Source organism: Kitasatospora sp. NPDC048298 (genome assembly GCF_043201465.1).
GTDB lineage: Bacteria > Actinomycetota > Actinomycetes > Streptomycetales > Streptomycetaceae > Kitasatospora.
Genome location: NZ_JBICYZ010000040.1, coordinates 1 through 16,557 on the forward strand (window position 1 = coordinate 1; position 16,557 = coordinate 16,557).

A 16,557-nucleotide genomic window follows, 5' to 3' on the forward strand; every position below is an offset into this window, starting at 1 on the left:
TCGCCAGCAACCCCACCCGGTCAAACCTCGATGGCAGGAACCTAGCGGTGATCAAACTTCGGTGACAAACGGTGAAGCTTCGCTGTCACAAGACAGCTCCGCGGGCGTGTCGGAATCCGTTGACGAGCGATAGTCACCGATATATCGTCGAACTATCGAGACAGTGACTCGACTGCCTCGTTGAACCTCTGGGATTCGAGGAGGTGGGCGCGATGCGCTCAGAACGTCAGGGAAGGCGATTCCGCTGGGAGGACCCGCGCGGCGGCGGTCGGCGCCGCGGCCCGGGCACGGAGTTCCGGGGGATGCCCGGGGAGGGCGCGGAGGGCCGGGAGGCGTTCGGCGGGTTCGGCCCGCCGTTCGGCGGCCCCGGCCGGCCGATGGGTGGCCCGTACGGGCACGGCTTCGGCGGGCACGGTGGCCGGCGTGGTGGTCCGCACGGGCGGCGCGGCGGGCGGGCCCGGCGCGGTGACGTCCGGGCCTCGCTGCTGGCGCTGCTCAAGGAGCGGCCGATGCACGGCTACGAGATGATCGCCGAGATCACCGAGCGGACCGGCGGGGCCTGGCGGCCCAGCCCGGGGTCGATCTACCCCAACCTCCAGCTGCTGGAGGAGGAGGGCCTGATCACCGCGGAGGAGGTCGGCGGCAAGCGGCTGGTCTCGCTCACCGAGGCGGGCCGGGCCGAGGCCGACGCCGGGCCGGCCGAGCCGTGGGCGGAAGCCGGCCGGGAGGTCGACTGGGAGGCCGTCCAGGAGGTCGGCCAGGCGCTCGCCGCCGTCGACCAGGCGATCCGCCAGGTCATGGCCACCGGCACCGAGGCGCAGCGCGCCAAGGGGCTGACGGTGCTGACCGAGGCCCGCAAGAAGCTGTACCTCATCCTCGCCGAGGATGACTGACCGGTCCGGGGGGACGGGGCGGGCGGTGCCGCTGCCCGGGTGGTCCGGGGGAGGGCCTCACGGCCGGACCACGAACAGTGCCACGCACACCAGCAGCAGCACCGCCCAGCCGAACCAGAGCCAGGCGCTCGGCCCGATGACCACGCTGTGGACGCACACCGCCAGCAGCAGCACCCCGGTGACGCCGGCCACCTGCCGGTTGTGGTCCTCGACCGCCCGGGAGCGGCTCCTCGGGTGCCGTACCGTCCTCGCCATGCCGACCTCCCGGGGGGAGCGTGCGGAGGAAGGAGGCGGCCGTCAGCCGGAGGCCGCCTCGTCGTACTCGTAGCGCCAGAACCAGCTCAGGCCCCGAACCTGCTTGCTCCGGACGTACACCAGTGTGCGCGCGGGGGCCTCGCCGTGCGCGGGGACCGGGACCTTGTACTTCTTCGGCACGCCGAGTATCGGCCCCAGCGGGATCGGGAGGATCGTTCCGTCCAGGGGGCCGCCGACGAATTCGGTGTCCGCGCTCTTCATCCCTCCAGGGTCTCACCTCCGCCGAGGAGCCGGCACCGGCCCGGCACCGGCCCGGGAGTGGTCCCGGAGCGACCGGGACCGCGCCGAGAGTGTGACCGGAGAGGCACCGCCCCCGGTCATCCGGAAGCCCTCCGCACCCTTATCCTTCCTGTTACGCCCTCGGGGTCCACCCGGGTCAGCGGGCCCCGTACGGGCCGGGCGAGGCGCGAATCCGCGCGCCCTCCGGCCGACTTGGCGCGGACAGCGTGCTGCCGCGACTGCGTACCGTGACCCGGGCGTCGGCCGTCCGGTGACCCCGGGCCGCGGCCGGCAGGGCGCGGACGTCAGGGCCGAGCACCCCGGGAAGCAGCCGGGGGCGCCGTGCGTTGCGTCGAGTGGTACGTCGAACGCTGTGTCGCACCAGGCACGGCAGTTGCGCGGAAGGGGCCCGATGGAAGCCGGCAGCAGGTGGACGACCTGGTGGCAGAAGCGTGATCGTCAGCGGGCGGGGGGCTCGGACGACCCGGCCGCCGGACTCGATCAGCTGCTCGGCGCGGTGCGCGCCGGATTCCCGCTCGCGCCGGCCACCCACCCGGCCGGCTACCGGTGCTCCTGCGATCGGGTGGCCTGCCCGGCCCCCGCCCAGCACCCGGTCTCCTTCGCCTGGCAGACCCAGGCCACCACCGACCCCGAGCAGCTCTCCCGCTGGCTCGCCCGCGACCCGCAGGCCAACTTCGTCACCGCCACCGGCCGGGTGCACGACGTGCTGGACGTCCCGGCGGAGGCCGGCCGGCTGGCGCTGGAACGGCTGACGGCGCTGGGCGTCGAGGGCCCGGTCGCCGCCGTCGGCGAGGACCGCTACCTCTTCTTCACCGCCACCCGCGGCACCCCGCAGGACGAGGACGAGTGGTGGCCGAGCGCGCTCGACTCCACCCCGGACACCATGTCCGAGCACCCCGGCCTGCGCTGGCACTGCCGCGGCTCGTACACCCTGCTGCCGCCGGCCGCGCTGCCGGACGGCTCCCACGTGCGGTGGCTGCGCGGGCCCGAGCAGCCGCTGCCGGACCCGCTGCGCGTCCTGGACGTGCTCACCGACGCCTGCACCGAGGTGGGCGCCGTCGCCGAGGAGCAGTGGCTGATCGGCTAGACGCCCACCGGGGGGCGCGGGACACCGCTGCGCGGGCCACGGCGCCGCGGGTCACGGCAGGGTGAGGATCTCCGCGCCGTCCGCCGTGACCACCAGGGTGTGCTCGAACTGGGCGGTGCGCTTGCGGTCCTTGGTGACGACGGTCCAGCCGTCCTCCCAGATCTCGTAGTCGTAGGTGCCCAGGGTCAGCATCGGCTCGATGGTGAAGGTCATGCCCGGCTTGATCACCTCGGTGGCCCGCTCGCTGTCGTAGTGCGGGACGATCAGGCCGGAGTGGAACGACGTGTTGATGCCGTGCCCGGTGAAGTCCCGCACCACGCCGTAGTCGAAGCGCTTGGCGTAGGACTCGATGACCCGCCCGATGACGTTGATCTGACGGCCCGGCTTGACCGCCTTGATCGCCCGGCTGAGGGATTCCCGGGTGCGCTCGACCAGCAGCCGGGACTCCTCGTCCACGTCGCCGACCAGGTAGGTGGCGTTGAGGTCGCCGTGCACCCCGTGGATGTACGCGGTGGCGTCGATGTTGACGATGTCGCCGTCCTGGAGCACGGTCGAGTCCGGGATGCCGTGGCAGATCACCTCGTTGATCGAGGTGCAGACGGACTTGGGGAAGCCCCGGTAGCCGAGGTCGGACGGGTAGGCGCCGTGGTCGCACATGTACGCGTGGGCGACGGCGTCCAGCGCGTCGGTGGTGACACCGGGGGCGATCAGCTTGGCCGCCTCCTCCATCGCCCGGGCGGCGATCCCGCCCGCGATCCGCATCTTCTCGATCGTCTCGGCGGTCTGCACCTCGGGCCCGGTGTACGGCGTCGGCGCGGGCTTGCCGACGTACTCGGGGCGCGCGATGTTCGCCGGGACCTTGCGGATGGGGGACTGGATGCCGGGTACGAGAGCCATGCCGCGAGTCTAGTCGCCGGGCCGAGCCGGACCCTGGGCGATCCCCGGCCGGTCCCTGGCCGGTCCAGGGCGGTGTGCATCCCGGCCCGGGGCGGGGAATGATCGGTACCGACCCAGTCCTTCCGGCCTTCTGAACAGGAGAGCGCGATGCCCCTCGGATTCAACCGCAAGCCGACCGGCAAGCCCGGCGAGTGGTTCTACTGCATCAAGCACGACAAGGTCGAAGAGGGCCCGGAGTGCCCGGCGAAGGACCGCCTCGGCCCCTACGCCAGCCCCGAGGAGGCCGCCCAGGCCCTGCGCATCGCCGACGAGCGCAACCGCGAGTGGCAGAACGACCCGCGCTGGAGCGACCAGCCGAAGGACGACGCCGAGTAGCCCCGGGGCGGGCGGCGGTCATGTCGCCGGGGTGGCCTCGGGTTCGGCGTGTTCGTGGGCGGCGCGGACGGCGGCGGCGTGGGGGTCGGTGCGGTCGTCGTAGGCGAGCAGCTTCGGGAGGGCGGCGGCGACCGCGAGCACGGCGACGACGCAGGCGACGCCGCCGGTCCAGACGGCGGCGCGCACGCCGATCAGTCCGGCCATGGTGCCGGCCCTGACCTGGCCGAGCTGCGGGCCGACGGAGTAGCTGAGCAGTTCGACGCCGGCCATCCGGCCGCGCAGCTCGTCCGGGATGGACTGGTTCCACATGGTCGAGCGGGCGAGCCCGCTGATCTCGTCGGCGCCGCCGGCCAGCGCCAGGCCGAGCAGCACCAGCCAGATGTGCTCGGACAGGCCGGCGAGTGCCATCGCCCCGCCCCAGCCGACGGCGGCGGCCACCAGCAGCCGTCCGTGCCGGTGGACGCGGGAGGTCCAGCCGCTGGTCGCGCCGACCAGCAGGGCGCCGAGGGCGGAGGCCGCGTACATCGGGCCGAGCGCCCAGTCCGCCCCCAACTCCGAGGCCAGGAACGGGAAGACGGCCACCGGGTAGGCGAACAGCATGGCGCAGGTGTCGATCGCGTAGGTGCCGAGCAGGTCCTTGCGGCTCCAGGCGTACCGGACGCCGTTCAACACCGCCTGGACGGACGGCCGTTCGGCACCGGTGGGCGGCGGCACCGCCTTGATCCGGACGAGCAGCAGCAGCGAGGCGGCGAAGGTGAGGATGTCCAGCGCGTACGCGGTCTGCACCCCGGCGAAGGCCACCACCACACCGGCCAGCGCCGGCCCGGCGATCGAGGCGACGTTGTGGTAGAGCGACTTGAGGGCGAACGCGGCCGTCAGGTGCTGGTGCGGGACGACCCGCGGGGTGAGCGAGTCCAGCGCCGGGCGCTGGAGGCCGTCGGCGGCCGCGGCCAGTGCGGCGACCACATAGACCGGCCAGAGCAGCGGGTGCGGCAGCAGGGCGTTGAGCAGCAGCAGCCCGGCCAGCAGGCCGAGCGCGGCCTCGGCGCGCAGCACCAGCTTCCGGCGGTCCAGGGCGTCGGCGAGGGCGCCGCCCCACAGGCCGAAGACGATCAGCGGGACGAGTTCGACGGCGCCGATCAGACCGACCGCGAAGGAGGAGTCGGTGAGTTCCTTGATCTGCATCGGCACGGCGATGAAGGTCAGGAAGCTGCCGAAGCTGGTGACGCAGCCGGACGTCCACAGGTAGCGGAAGTCGCGGGAGGCGCGCCAGGGGGACAGGTCGGGCGTCAGCGAGCGCACCAGCTTCCGGGCGCGTCCGGGCACGGGGGGATGCGGGGGTTCGTCGACGTTCACGAACCATCATCCTCGGGTGGCGGTCATGCCTCCCGCAAAGGGTTTTCCACCTGCTGACGGACCGACACGTGGTGACGGACCGAAGGGCCACCCGGAGCCGCCCCCGGCTACCAGCGGCTGATCGCGGGCGTCGAGGTCAGCCGCCCGGCGAGGTCGGCGAGCCGGGCCCGGACGGAGCGGTGGCCGGCCCGCTGCCCGGCGGCGAGGCTGACCAGGTGCTGGGCGAGGTCGAAGGGCTCCTCGGCGGCGGTGCCGACGACCAGCCGCTCGTGGGCGAGCTCGCGGAGCTCACCGTGACCGCCGAGACCGTCGAGACCGCCAGCACGGTCGAGGCCGCCGAGGCCGCCGGGTTCACTGGGCCCGCCCGGCCCGCCCGGCCCGCCCGGCCCGCCCCCGTCCAGCGCCAGCACCGTCGCGCCGTGCCGCCGGGCGTCGTGCACCCGCTCCAGCAGCGGGGCGCCGGCCGTCCGCGGGACCACCAGCAGCACGGTGGCGCCGCGCCCGGCCTCGGCGAGTCTGCGCAGATCGTGCGTCAGGTGGGCGGGGGCGTCGGCCGGCGGGCTGTGCCGCAGCAGGGTGGGTGCCAGCCGGGGGACGTCCGACCAGGCGGCCTGGTCGTCCAGGTGGGCGGCCAGGTGCCAGGGCTCGTACGCCTCGGTGCCGACCAGCAGCAGCCCGCTCGCCCCGCGCCGGTCCACCGAGCGGCGCAGCGCCCCGGCGAAGCCGCCGACCGCCTCCAGCCAGCCCGTTCCCGTCAGCCGTTCCCGGAGTGCCGAAACTCTCACCGCGTCCATGCGGGCCAGGATGTCCCGCGGGGCCCGGGATTTGGCAGGATCGGCCCATGACTTCCCTCGATTCAGCGACAAACCCGGCCCACGAGGTACCCGACGTCTCGCAGTTGGTGGTCGGTGTCCTCGGCGGCACCGGCGACCAGGGGCGGGGCCTGGCCCTGCGGTTGGCCAAGGCCGGCCAGCAGGTGATCATCGGTTCCCGCGCCGCCGCCCGGGCCGAGGCCTCGGCGGCCGAGCTGGGCCTCGGCGTGCGCGGCGCCGACAACGCCACCGTCGCCCGGGAGAGCGACGTGGTGATCATCGCGGTCCCGTGGGACGGCCACGCCGCCACCCTGACGGCGCTGCGCGAGGAGCTCGCGGGCAAGATCGTCGTCGACTGCGTCAACCCGCTGGGCTTCGACAAGCAGGGCGCGTACGCGCTGAAGCCGGAGGAGGGCAGCGCCGCCGAGCAGGCCGCCGCGCTGCTGCCGGACTCCCGGGTCACCGCCGCGTTCCACCACCTGTCGGCGGTGCTGCTCCAGGACGAGTCGGTGGAGGCCATCGACACCGACGTCATGGTGCTCGGCGACGACCGGGAGGCCACCGACGTCGTCCGGGGCCTGGCCGGCCGCATCCCCGGGATGCGCGGCGTCTTCGCGGGCCGGCTGCGCAACGCCCACCAGGTGGAGGCGCTGGTGGCCAACCTGATCTCGGTCAACCGCCGCTACAAGGCCCACGCGGGTCTGCGGATCACCGACGTCTGAGCGACGGCCCGTCCCATCGGTCGTCCCCGGGTCCGTCCTGACCGACAGGACGGACCCGACGGCCGTGTCGACCTCACCCCTGGCCCGGCGCCGGAGGTGAGGTCGGCGACAATGGGTGGCGGCCGTGACCCGGCCGCCCGCACCCGTTCTAGGAGCCTTCCGCCATGCCTCGCACGTCCGTCTTCGCCCTGGCCGCCGTCGTCCTCGCGCTCGTGGCCCTCGTGGTCTCGCTGGTCCAGGGCTTCTGGCTGGGCCTGATCTGGCTGCCGCTGGCCGGGGTGGCCAGCAACGTGCTGTGGATGAACCGCCGCCGGGCCAAGATCGCCGCCGCGGTCGCCGAGCAGGGCTGAGCCGGCCCGGCGACCAGCCGGGGCTAGTTCTTCCAGAAGCTGAACAGGTACCGGCCGAGCGTCGCGTAGTCCTGGTCCACGCCGAACAGGGTCATCAGGCCGTGGACGATCCCGAAGAAGAACTGGTTCACCTGGGGCTGCCACAGCAGCGCGAACACCGCGAGCATCCCGTACGGCGCGAACGGCTCGACCGCGCGCCGGGTCTTGTACGACAGCCAGGGCTCGACGATGCCGTAGCCGTCCAGCCCGGGCACCGGCAGCAGGTTCAGCACCGCGGCGCTCAGCTGCAGGAAGCCGAGGAAGCCCAGCGCGCCGGAGAACGGCGAGATGATCAGCTCGTAGCCGTTCCAGTACGCGTGCACGGTGGGGTCGTCCAGCCAGCCCGCGCCGATCGGGATCAGCAGCGCCGCCGCGAAGAGCAGGTTGACCAGCGGGCCGGCCGCCGAGATCAGACTGTGCTTGAGCCGGCCCTGGATGCGGTGGCGCTCGATCCAGACCGAGCCGCCGGGCAGGCCGATGCCGCCGAGGATCACGAAGACGATCGGCAGCACGAAGCTGAGCAGCACGTTGGTGTACTTCAGCGGGTTGAGCGTGAGGTAGCCCTTGGCGCCGACGGTGATGTCGCCGCCGTGCAGCGCGGTGCGCGCGTGGGCGTACTCGTGCAGGCAGAGGGAGACCATCCAGCCCGCGACCACGAACAGGAACACCCCGAACGAGGCGTTGCCGTAACCCTGGTACACCGCCCAGCCGGAGGTGCCGAGGACGGCGAGGAGCACCCAGAACACCGGGCTGATCCGGCGGTCCTCGCTGCGGGAGCGCGGCGTGGCGGCGAAGGTCATGGTGTGGGTGCTCCGTGGGCAGGGGAAGAGGATCGGGTTCGGACCGTGGTCGATCATGCCGGGCGGTCCGGTGGCCGGACAAGCGGCTCCCGGTGAACGTCCGGGAGCGTGGTGGCGTTCCACCCTACGCGCCCGCCGGGGGAGGGCCCAGGACAAATGTGCGGCCCTTCCCCCGCCGATCGACCAGAATGGTCCGGTGTACTACGGCATTCTCGGGACGACGACGGCCCACCACGACGACGGCACTCCGGTGCCGATCGGCGGCGCCCGGCTGAGGGCCCTGCTCAGCGCCCTCGCCCTGCGGCAGGGCCGTCCGGTCCCGGCCGACCTCCTGGTGGACGAGGTGTGGGACGCCGATCCGCCGCAGGACTCCTCCGCCGCGCTCCAGACCCTGGTCGGCCGGCTGCGCCGCACCATCGGCCGGGACGAGGTCGGCTCCGGCCCGGCCGGGTACTGGCTGACCGGCCCGGCCTCCGATCTCGCCGACTTCCAGCGGCTGACCGGCGAGGGCCGCCGCGCCCTGGACGCCGGGGACGACGCGCTCGCCGCCGAGAGGTTGCGCGCGGCGCTGGCGCTGTGGCGCGGCCCCGCGCTGGCCGACCTGCCGGACCGCGGCGGCCCGGCCGTCCGGCTGGAGGCCCAGCGCGAGGAGGTCCGCCGCCACCGGATCACCGCCGACCTCGGCCTCGGCCGGGCCGCGGAGCTGGTCGCCGAACTGGCCGAGCTGTGCGAACGGCAGCCGCTGGACGAGCCGTTGCAGCTGCTGATGATCCGGGCGCTGCACGGGAGCGGGCGGACGGCCGAGGCGCTGCGCCACTACGAGCGGACCAGGCGCGCGCTGGCCGAGGAGCTCGGCGTCGACCCGGGCCGCGGACTCCGCGCCCTGCACGCCGAGTTGCTCGCCCCGACGCCCCCGACGCCCCCGACGCCCCCGACGCCCCCGACGCCCGCGACGTCTCCGACGCCCGCAGCCCCCGCGGCCCCCGCGGAGCAGCGGGCGCCGAAGCCGGAGCCCGCCGGCACCCCGCCCCCCGGGCCCGACGCCGCACCCGCGCCCCAACTCCCGCGCCCCAGCGGCAACCTGCGCGGCCGGCTGACCAGCTTCGTCGGCCGTGAGGACGATCTCGCCGCGCTGCGCGGGATGCTGACGGACCGTCGGCTGGTGACCCTGACCGGCCCCGGCGGCTCCGGCAAGACCAGCCTCTCGACCGAAGCCGGCCGCGCCGAACAGTCCGCCGGGGGCTGGCCGGACGGCGTCTGGGTGGCCGAACTCGCCCCGCTGGAGAGCCCGGACGCGGTGCCCGCCGCCGTGGTCTCGGCGCTCGGCCTGCGCGAGATCGTGCTGCACAGCACCAGCATGGTCGCCGAGGTGATCGACAAGCGGGCCGAGGACCCGGTGCGCCGACTGGTCGAGCACTGCCGCCACCGCCGGATGCTGCTCGTCCTGGACAACTGCGAGCACCTGATCCAGGCCGCCGCCGACCTCGCCGACGCCCTGCTCGCCGAGTGCCCCGGGCTGACGGTGCTCGCCACCAGCCGCGAGCCGCTGGGCGTGCCCGGGGAGACGGTGCTGCCGGTCGAGCCGCTGCCCGACCCGGTCGCGCTGCGGCTGTTCGCCGAGCGCGCGGCCGCCGCCCGTCCGGGATTCGACCCGCAGGGCGACCCGGAGGCCTGCGCGGAGATCTGCCGCCGGCTGGACGGGCTGCCGCTGGCCATCGAACTGGCCGCCGCCCGGCTGCGGGTGATGACGGCGCGCCAGATAGCCGACCGGCTGGACGGCCGGTTCGCGCTGCTCACCGCGGGCAGCCGCACCCTGCTGCCGCGCCAGCAGACGCTGCGCGCGGTGGTCGACTGGAGCTGGGACCTGCTGGGCAAGCGGGAGCGGGCGGTGCTGCGCCGGCTCGCGGTGTTCGCGGGTGGCTGGCAGCTGGAGGACGCCGAGACGGTCTGCGCCGACGGCGTCGAGGTGGCCTCCGGCGAGGTCGCCGACCTGCTGCTGTCACTCGTCGACAAGTCCCTGCTGGTGGCCGACCTGGACGGGGCCAGCCTGCCGCGCTACCGGATGCTGGAGACCATCCACGAGTACGCGACCGAGCGCCTCGCCGAGTCCGCCGCCGAGCGCACCGCCACCGAGGCCCGCCACCTGGCGTACTTCCGCACCGTGGTCGCCGTCTCCGACGGGCAGATCCACGGCCCCCGGCAGCTGCACTGGCTGGCCGTGCTGGAGCGCGAGCAGGACAACATCCGGACGGCGCTGCGCCGGGCGATCGACCTGCGGGACGAGGAGCAGGCGCTGCTCATCACGGTGGGCATGAGCTGGTACTGGTCGCTGCGCGGCTACAGCCTGGAGGCGCGCACCTGGTACAACGCGGTCGCCGCGCTCGGCCCGGACCCGTTCGGCCCGGACGCCCCGCGGGCGGTGCCGCTGGAGCGCAGCGTCTTCGCGTACGAGCTGCCGCTGTCCGCCGGGGTGGTCGAGGAGGCCCGCCGGCTGCTCGCGATGTTCCGGCTGATCGGGTTGTTCGAGGGCAACCTGGACGTCCTCGGCGACCCGGAGGCGGTCCGGGTCGCCCAGCGGCTGATGGACGCCTACACCCCGGACCTGCCGCAGGCCTACCGCTTCCCCGGGCTGATGCGGGTGTTCGGCGCCTTCCTGGCCGGCCGCACGGACGTGATGAAGGAGCTGATCGACGACGCCGTCCGCGGCTGCGAGCAGTACGGCGAGGTGAGCGACCTGGCCTTCATCCTCCAGGTGCGGGCCAGGATGATGAACGACTGGCCGAGCGGCGCGGAGCAGAGCATCGTGGACGGCGAGCGCTCGCTGGAGCTGTACGAGCGGTCGGGCGACCTCTGGGGGACCTCCCAGGCGCTGTCCGCGCACGGCGAGTCGTTGGCCAACCGGGGCGAGTCCGCGGCCGCCACCGAGGCGTACGCGCGGGCGATCGAGCTGGTCGAGGAGCTGGGCGCGTCGCAGGAGGTGCCGATCCTGCGGGTGAACCTGGGCAGCGCCCTCCTGGAGCACGACATGGACCGCGGCGAGCGGGTCATCCGCGAGGCGCTGGCCTCGATCGACACCCCGGGCCTCAACCAGTCCACCACCGGGGCACTGATGTTCGGTCACATGGCGCTCTGCGGCATCCACGCCCAGCGCGGCGAGTTCGCGCAGGCGCTGGCCGAGCTGGACAGGCTGGACACGGTCCGGGTCGGCGGTTTCGCGCCGAGCCTGGTGAGCGGGATGCTGCGGAGCTCCCGCGGCTGGATCATCGCCCGGGCCGGGGATCCGGAGGCGGGGTTCGAACTGCTGCGCGACGGCTGGCGGCAGCTGCGGGCGGTGACGGCGGCGAGCGGCTTCGCCGAACACATGACGGTCCTGGTGGTGCCCGCGGTGACGGCGGTGCTGTGCGCCTTCGCCCAGCGCGACGGGGACCTGGAGCGGGCCCGGGGGGCGGCCGTGCTGACCGCCGCGCACGGCGGCCTGAACGGCCCCAAGGGCGGCTACCTGGACCGGGCCGAGCAGGCGCGCACCGAGGCCGTCCTGCGGGAGCTGCTGGGCGGGGCCGGGTACGAGGAGGCCCGGGCCGGCGGGGTCGGGATGACCCAGGAGCAGGTCTTCGAGGTGCTGGAGGGGCTGATCGGCTAGCCCGCGCGGTCGAGCCGGTGTGGCGTCACGCGGTCGAGCCCGTACGGCCGGCGCCCGTCCCCTGGTCACCGGCCGCACGGGCCCGTACGTCGGCCGGCGCCCCCGTCCCGGGCGGCCGGCCGTCCTGCCCGTCGGCTCTTCCCCCGCGGGGCCGACGGTGGTCGGGTGGGTCAGGTCCGCTTGCGGAAGCGGGCGACCGCCAGCGGGGCGAAGACCGCGGTGACGGCGGCCGACCAGATCAGCACGATCATCACCGGATGGGCCACCGGGCCCACGCCGTTGAGCAGCGAGCGGGAGGCGTCGGCCAGCGCCGACAGCGGGTTGATCTTGGTGAAGGCCTGCAGCCAGCCCGGCATGGTGTCGGTCCGGGCGAAGATCGAGCTGCCGAACTGCATCGGCATCAGGACCAGCATGGCCACGCCCTGGACGGCCTGGGCGCTGCGCAGGGCCATGCCCAGCAGCATCGAGATCCAGACGATCGACATGCCGAACACCAGGCCCAGGCCGATCGTGGCCAGCACCTCCAGCAGGCCGGTCTTCACCTCGAAGCCGATGCACATCGCGAAGCCGATCAGGATCGCGAAGGAGAGCAGCCCGCGGAGGGTCTCGGCGGCGATCTTGGACAGCAGTACCGAGGACCGGCCGATCGGCAGGGTGCGGAAACGGTCCATCACGCCGGTCTGGAAGTCGCTGTTGAGGCCGGTGCCGACGGCCATCGCGAGGGTGAGGCCGGTCTGCCCGAGGAGCCCGGGGATCAGGTACTGCTTGTAGGTGTCCTGGTCGCCGGCCATCGCGCCGCCGAAGACGTAGACGAACAGCACGGTGAAGATGATCGGCATCAGCACGGCGTCGAACATCGACTCCGGGTCGGCCTTGATCCGCATCAGGTTGCGCCGGGTCAGCGCGCCGACGTGGCGCAGGGTGCCGGCCAGGCCGATCCGGCTGTCCTCCGCCGACGGCCGGGTGGTGCGGCCCGGTGCGGGGGCGAGCGTGGCGGTGGTCATGCGACGGGCTCCTTGGCGAGGCTGGGGGAGGTGTCCGCGGTGTCCGCGGTGGACGCGGGCTTGCCGGTGATGGCGAGGAAGACCTCGTCCAGGCTGGGCACCTTGGTGTCGATGCCGGCGATGGCGAAGCCGCGGGTGCCGAGCACCCCGATCACCGCGGTCAGCTGCGCGTCGTCGGTGATCGGCACCGCGAGCAGCCCGGTGTCGGTGGACACGGTGGCGTTGGTGATGCCGATGTCCCGCAGGCAGTGGGCCATGTCCGGCAGCTCGGCCGGGCGGGCCGGGCGCACCTGGAGGGTCTGGCCGCCGACCTTGGCCTTGAGCTCGGAGACGGCGCCGTTGGCGATCACCCGGCCGCGGTCGATGACGGTCAGCTCGTTCGCGAGCTGCTCCGCCTCCTCCATGTACTGGGTGGTCAGCAGCACGGTGGTGCCCTCGGAGACCATCCGCTGCACCTCGTCCCAGACCTCGTTGCGGGTGCGCGGGTCCAGGCCGGTGGTGGGCTCGTCCAGGTAGAGCACCCGGGGTCGGCCGATCATGCTGGCGGCCAGGTCGAGCCGGCGGCGCATGCCGCCGGAGTAGGTCTTGGCGGTCCGCTTGGCGGCCTCGGTGAGCGAGAAGCGCTCCAGCAGCTCGGTGGCCCGGGCCTTGGCGTCGCGGCGGGAGAGGTCGAGCAGCCGGCCGATCAGGTAGAGGTTCTCGTACCCGGAGAGCAGCTCGTCCACGGAGGCGTACTGGCCGGTGAGGCCGATCGTGCGGCGCAGCTGCTTGGGCTGGCGCAGCACGTCGTAGCCGCCGACGTACGCGGTGCCGGCGTCCGGCTTGATCAGGGTGGAGAGGATGCGCACCAGGGTCGTCTTGCCGGCGCCGTTGGGGCCGAGCACGCCGAGGACGGTGCCCTCCCTGACGGTGAGGTCGACCCCGTCGAGGGCCTTGGTCTCACCGAAGTGTTTGACGATGCCGTGCACCTCCACGGCGTGTGTGGAGGTGGTTCCCCGGTCGTTCGGGGCCGTCGCGATTCGTGTCATGCCCCCAGGCTGTCCGCCGCCGCTGTCAGCTCCCTGTCGGCCCGCCCCGCCCGCTGTCACCCCGCTGTCACCGGTTCCCGGCCGCGCCCGCGGGCACGACAGCGGCCCCGCTCCGGGCTGTGGAGCGGGGCCGTGGGGCCGTGCGTCGGCGGAAGGCGCCGTCGCGTCAGTGGAAGCTGTGCTCCGCCGCCGGGAAGGCGCCGGTGCGCACGTCCTCGGCGTACGCCCGGGCGGCGTCGCCGAGGACGGTCCGCAGGTCGGCGTACTGCTTGACGAACTTGGGCACCCGGCCGGCCGTCATGCCGGCCATGTCGGTCCAGACCAGCACCTGGGCGTCGGTGTCCGGCCCGCCGCCGATGCCGACGGTCGGGATCGCCAGCTGCTCGGTGACCTGGGCGGCCAGCTCGGCCGGGACGGCCTCCAGGACCACCGCGAAGGCGCCGGCCTGCTGGACGGCCTTGGCGTCGCGCAGCAGCTGGTGCGCCGCCTCGTCGCCGCGCCCCTGGACCGGGTAGCCGCCGAGGGCGTGCACGGACTGCGGGGTGAGGCCGATGTGGGCCATCACCGGGACGCCGGCCTCGACCAGCAGCTCGATCGAGCGGGCGCTGCGCTCCCCGCCCTCCAGCTTGACCGCGCCGACCCCGGCCTCCTTCATCAGCCGGGCCGCGTTGTGCATGGCCTGCGCGGGGGATTCCTGGTACGAGCCGAACGGCAGGTCGGCGACGATCATGGACCGCTTGGTGCCGCGGACGACGGCGGCGGAGAGCATCACCATCTGATCCATGGTCACCGGGACGGTGGTCTCGTAGCCGAGGTGGCAGTTGCCCGCCGAGTCGCCGACCAGCAGCACCGGGATGCCGGCCTCGTCGAACACGCCCGCGGTGAGGGCGTCGTAGGCGGTGAGCATCGACCACTTCTCGCCGCGCTGCTTGGCGGCGGCGAGGTCGCGGACGGTGACCCGGCGGTTGGTGACCCCGCCGTAGAGGGAGGTGGTCGACGCCTGGTTCTGGGCAGGCGAAGGCGTAGAAGCGTTCATCGAACGGACTCCTGAAGGGTTGTCGTCTCGTGGCGCCGTACGGCGTCCCCGGATCACCTCCATGCTTGCACGCCCCGGCTCCGGCGCAAAGAGGGGTGCGGTCGTCCCGGTGCGATCCAGGACACACCGGGCGTGCGGGCCGCCCCGGGCCGGGGCGCGCGGGAGCCTCCCGAATTTGCCCGCCCTTTACGAAACGGATTCGGCTCGTATCGTATCGGCCGCTACTCTGGTGCGGGGGGTTGCGAGACGTGCTCGGCTCGTAAATGCCCGCCAGTGCCACGCCAACACGGACGGGAAGAACCATGACCACCGCAGCCGCGCCACCCCGTGTGCCGGAAGCCATCCACCGTCGGCGCTGGGTGATCCTCGCCACCCTGCTGCTCGCCCTGCTCGTCGTCGTCCTCGACAACTCGATCCTCAACGTCGCGATGAAGACCATCGCGACCCCCGCGCCGGTCGGCCTCGGAGCCACCCAGAGCGACCTGGAATGGTCGATCAACTCCTACACCCTGGTCTTCGCGGGGCTGCTGTTCACCTCCGGCCTGCTCGGCGACCGGTTCGGCCGCAAGCGCGCGCTGCTGGCCGGCATGCTGGTCTTCGGAGTCGCCTCGCTGCTGTCCGCGCTGGCCGCCTCGCCCGGTGAACTCATCGGCTACCGCGCCCTGATGGGCGTCGGCGGCGCGCTCGCGATGCCCGCCACGCTGGCGATCATCATGAACGTCTTCGAGCGCTCCGAGCAGCCCAAGGCGATCGGGATCTGGGCCGGCGCGGTCGGTCTGGCCATCGCCATCGGCCCGATCACCGGCGGCCTGCTGATCGAGCACTTCTGGTGGGGCTCGGTCTTCCTGGTCAACGTCCCGATCGTGGTCGTCGCGCTGGTCGCGATGGTGATCCTCGTCCCCGAGTCCAAGGACCCCGCCCCCGGCCGGATGGACCCCGTCGGCGTGCTGCTGTCGATCGTCGGCCTGGTCGCGCTGATCTACGGCATCATCAAGGGCGGCGAGCTGGCCGACTTCACCGCGGCCGAGGCCTGGGTGCCGACCCTGGTCGGCGTGCTCGCGCTGGCCGCCTTCGTCTGGTTCGAGCGCCGCACCCCGTTCCCCGCGCTGGACGTCACCTGGTTCCGCAACCGGGTGTTCAGCGCCTCCGTGGTGGTCGTCGGCGTGATCTTCTTCGCGCTGATGGGCGTCTCCTTCTTCGGCGTCTTCTACATCCAGAGCGTGCGCGGCTACAGCGCCCTCCAGGCCGGCGTGCTGATGCTGCCGCTGGCCGCCGCCCAGCTGGTGTTCGCCCCGCGGGCCCGGCTGGTGGTCGACCGGCTCGGCGTCGCCGCCACCGCCACCGGCGGCATGCTGCTGGTCGCGCTCGGCTTCCTCGGCTACGTCGTGCTGACCGCCACCAGCCCGATCTGGGCGCTGGTCCTGCTCGGCCTGGTGATGGGCGCCGGCATGGCGCACGTCATGCCGCCGGTCACCGTCGCGATCATGGCCTCGCTGCCCCGGGAGAAGGCCGGCGCCGGCTCGGCCGTCAACAACACCTTCCGCCAGGTCGGCGGCTCGCTCGGGGTCGCCGTGCTCGGCGCCGTGCTCTCCACCGCCTACCGCGACGGGATGGCCGACACCCTCGCCCGGCTGCCCGAGGACCTGCGCGACAAGGCCGGCGAGTCGCTGGAGGCCACCCTGGCCATCGCCGACCGCGTCCCCGGCGGCCAGGCGCTGATCGCCCCGGCGAACGACTCCTTCATCCACGCCATGCACGTGGTCGCCTCGCTCTCGGCGGGCGTCTCGCTGGTCGGCGCCGTGGTCGCCTGGTTCCTGCTGCCGCGCCGCCCGGCCACCCCCGCGGGCCCGGCCGGTCCGGCCCCCGAACAGCGCGGCCAGGCACGGGAGGCCGCGGCCGCGGACGCCTGACCTGCGGCCGGAGCGCGCCGTGACTGAGTGACAATGGCCCTGTCACCCGGGTA

At 73.6% G+C, this 16,557-nt stretch carries 16 protein-coding genes; 7 read left to right on the top strand and 9 right to left on the bottom strand.

Going from position 1 to position 16,557, the window contains the following annotated elements; translation table 11 throughout:
* Positions 1 to 212 precede the first annotated feature (212 nt).
* Positions 213 to 893: a PadR family transcriptional regulator gene (locus tag ACGF0D_RS26675; RefSeq protein WP_392920408.1), complete on the top strand. Its 681-nt coding sequence runs from the start codon at positions 213 to 215 to the stop codon at positions 891 to 893.
* A gap of 57 nt (positions 894 to 950) precedes the next feature.
* Here the strand turns inward: ACGF0D_RS26675 and ACGF0D_RS26680 are convergent, their stop codons facing one another.
* Both ACGF0D_RS26680 and ACGF0D_RS26685 read right to left on the bottom strand, forming a co-directional pair.
* Positions 951 to 1,148, bottom strand: coding sequence for a hypothetical protein (locus ACGF0D_RS26680; RefSeq protein ID WP_392920409.1), 198 nt, complete (start codon positions 1,146 to 1,148; stop codon positions 951 to 953).
* Between the two features lie 42 nt (positions 1,149 to 1,190).
* Positions 1,191 to 1,409: a hypothetical protein gene (locus ACGF0D_RS26685; RefSeq protein ID WP_392869552.1), complete on the bottom strand. Its 219-nt coding sequence runs from the start codon at positions 1,407 to 1,409 to the stop codon at positions 1,191 to 1,193.
* Between the two features lie 430 nt (positions 1,410 to 1,839).
* On the opposite strand from ACGF0D_RS26685, the gene ACGF0D_RS26690 reads away from it, so the two are divergent.
* A complete protein-coding gene (locus ACGF0D_RS26690; RefSeq protein WP_392869550.1) occupies positions 1,840 to 2,535 on the top strand; it encodes a bifunctional DNA primase/polymerase in 696 nt (231 codons plus the stop codon).
* A 51-nt stretch (positions 2,536 to 2,586) separates the two neighbouring features.
* Here the strand turns inward: ACGF0D_RS26690 and map are convergent, their stop codons facing one another.
* Positions 2,587 to 3,432 (bottom strand): type I methionyl aminopeptidase, encoded by an 846-nt coding sequence (gene map, locus ACGF0D_RS26695; RefSeq protein ID WP_392869548.1) that lies wholly within the window; start codon positions 3,430 to 3,432, stop codon positions 2,587 to 2,589.
* A 147-nt stretch (positions 3,433 to 3,579) separates the two neighbouring features.
* Between map and ACGF0D_RS26700 the strand changes: the two genes are divergently transcribed.
* On the top strand, positions 3,580 to 3,807 hold the full coding sequence (locus ACGF0D_RS26700) for a hypothetical protein (RefSeq protein WP_392869546.1): 228 nt from the start codon (positions 3,580 to 3,582) through the stop codon (positions 3,805 to 3,807).
* Between the two features lie 18 nt (positions 3,808 to 3,825).
* On the opposite strand, the gene ACGF0D_RS26705 is transcribed toward ACGF0D_RS26700, so the two are convergent.
* Entirely contained in the window at positions 3,826 to 5,163 is a 1,338-nt protein-coding gene (locus ACGF0D_RS26705; RefSeq protein WP_392869544.1) for an MFS transporter, read from the bottom strand.
* A 107-nt stretch (positions 5,164 to 5,270) separates the two neighbouring features.
* Complete coding sequence (locus ACGF0D_RS26710; RefSeq protein ID WP_392920412.1) at positions 5,271 to 5,957, bottom strand: hypothetical protein; 687 nt, start codon at positions 5,955 to 5,957, stop codon at positions 5,271 to 5,273.
* 47 nt (positions 5,958 to 6,004) lie between these two features.
* Between ACGF0D_RS26710 and npdG the strand changes: the two genes are divergently transcribed.
* Positions 6,005 to 6,697, top strand: a complete 693-nt coding sequence (npdG, locus tag ACGF0D_RS26715) for an NADPH-dependent F420 reductase (RefSeq protein ID WP_392869540.1) — start codon at positions 6,005 to 6,007, stop codon at positions 6,695 to 6,697.
* A 164-nt stretch (positions 6,698 to 6,861) separates the two neighbouring features.
* Complete coding sequence (locus ACGF0D_RS26720) at positions 6,862 to 7,047, top strand: hypothetical protein (protein ID WP_392869538.1); 186 nt, start codon at positions 6,862 to 6,864, stop codon at positions 7,045 to 7,047.
* Between the two features lie 23 nt (positions 7,048 to 7,070).
* On the opposite strand, the gene ACGF0D_RS26725 is transcribed toward ACGF0D_RS26720, so the two are convergent.
* Positions 7,071 to 7,886 carry a site-2 protease family protein gene (locus ACGF0D_RS26725; RefSeq protein WP_392869537.1) on the bottom strand — a complete coding sequence of 272 codons (816 nt, stop codon included), beginning with the start codon at positions 7,884 to 7,886 and terminating at the stop codon, positions 7,071 to 7,073.
* A gap of 196 nt (positions 7,887 to 8,082) precedes the next feature.
* Between ACGF0D_RS26725 and ACGF0D_RS26730 the strand changes: the two genes are divergently transcribed.
* Positions 8,083 to 11,526 carry a BTAD domain-containing putative transcriptional regulator gene (locus ACGF0D_RS26730; protein ID WP_392920415.1) on the top strand — a complete coding sequence of 1,148 codons (3,444 nt, stop codon included), beginning with the start codon at positions 8,083 to 8,085 and terminating at the stop codon, positions 11,524 to 11,526.
* 170 nt (positions 11,527 to 11,696) lie between these two features.
* On the opposite strand, the gene ACGF0D_RS26735 is transcribed toward ACGF0D_RS26730, so the two are convergent.
* The 3 genes from ACGF0D_RS26735 to panB all read right to left on the bottom strand — a co-directional run bounded on the left by ACGF0D_RS26735 (position 11,697) and on the right by panB (position 14,594).
* The gene (locus tag ACGF0D_RS26735; protein WP_392869533.1) at positions 11,697 to 12,530 is read right to left on the bottom strand and encodes an ABC transporter permease; all 834 of its coding nucleotides are present in this window, start codon (positions 12,528 to 12,530) and stop codon (positions 11,697 to 11,699) included.
* Complete coding sequence (locus ACGF0D_RS26740) at positions 12,527 to 13,558, bottom strand: ATP-binding cassette domain-containing protein (protein WP_392920418.1); 1,032 nt, start codon at positions 13,556 to 13,558, stop codon at positions 12,527 to 12,529. The genes ACGF0D_RS26735 and ACGF0D_RS26740 overlap by 4 nt, the downstream gene beginning before the upstream one ends.
* Before the next feature lie 166 nt (positions 13,559 to 13,724).
* The gene (panB, locus tag ACGF0D_RS26745) at positions 13,725 to 14,594 is read right to left on the bottom strand and encodes a 3-methyl-2-oxobutanoate hydroxymethyltransferase (RefSeq protein WP_392869529.1); all 870 of its coding nucleotides are present in this window, start codon (positions 14,592 to 14,594) and stop codon (positions 13,725 to 13,727) included.
* A 302-nt stretch (positions 14,595 to 14,896) separates the two neighbouring features.
* Here panB and ACGF0D_RS26750 point away from each other — a divergent pair, with 302 nt between their 5' ends.
* Positions 14,897 to 16,504, top strand: a complete 1,608-nt coding sequence (locus tag ACGF0D_RS26750) for a DHA2 family efflux MFS transporter permease subunit (protein ID WP_392920421.1) — start codon at positions 14,897 to 14,899, stop codon at positions 16,502 to 16,504.
* The last annotated feature ends 53 nt before the right edge of the window (positions 16,505 to 16,557 follow it).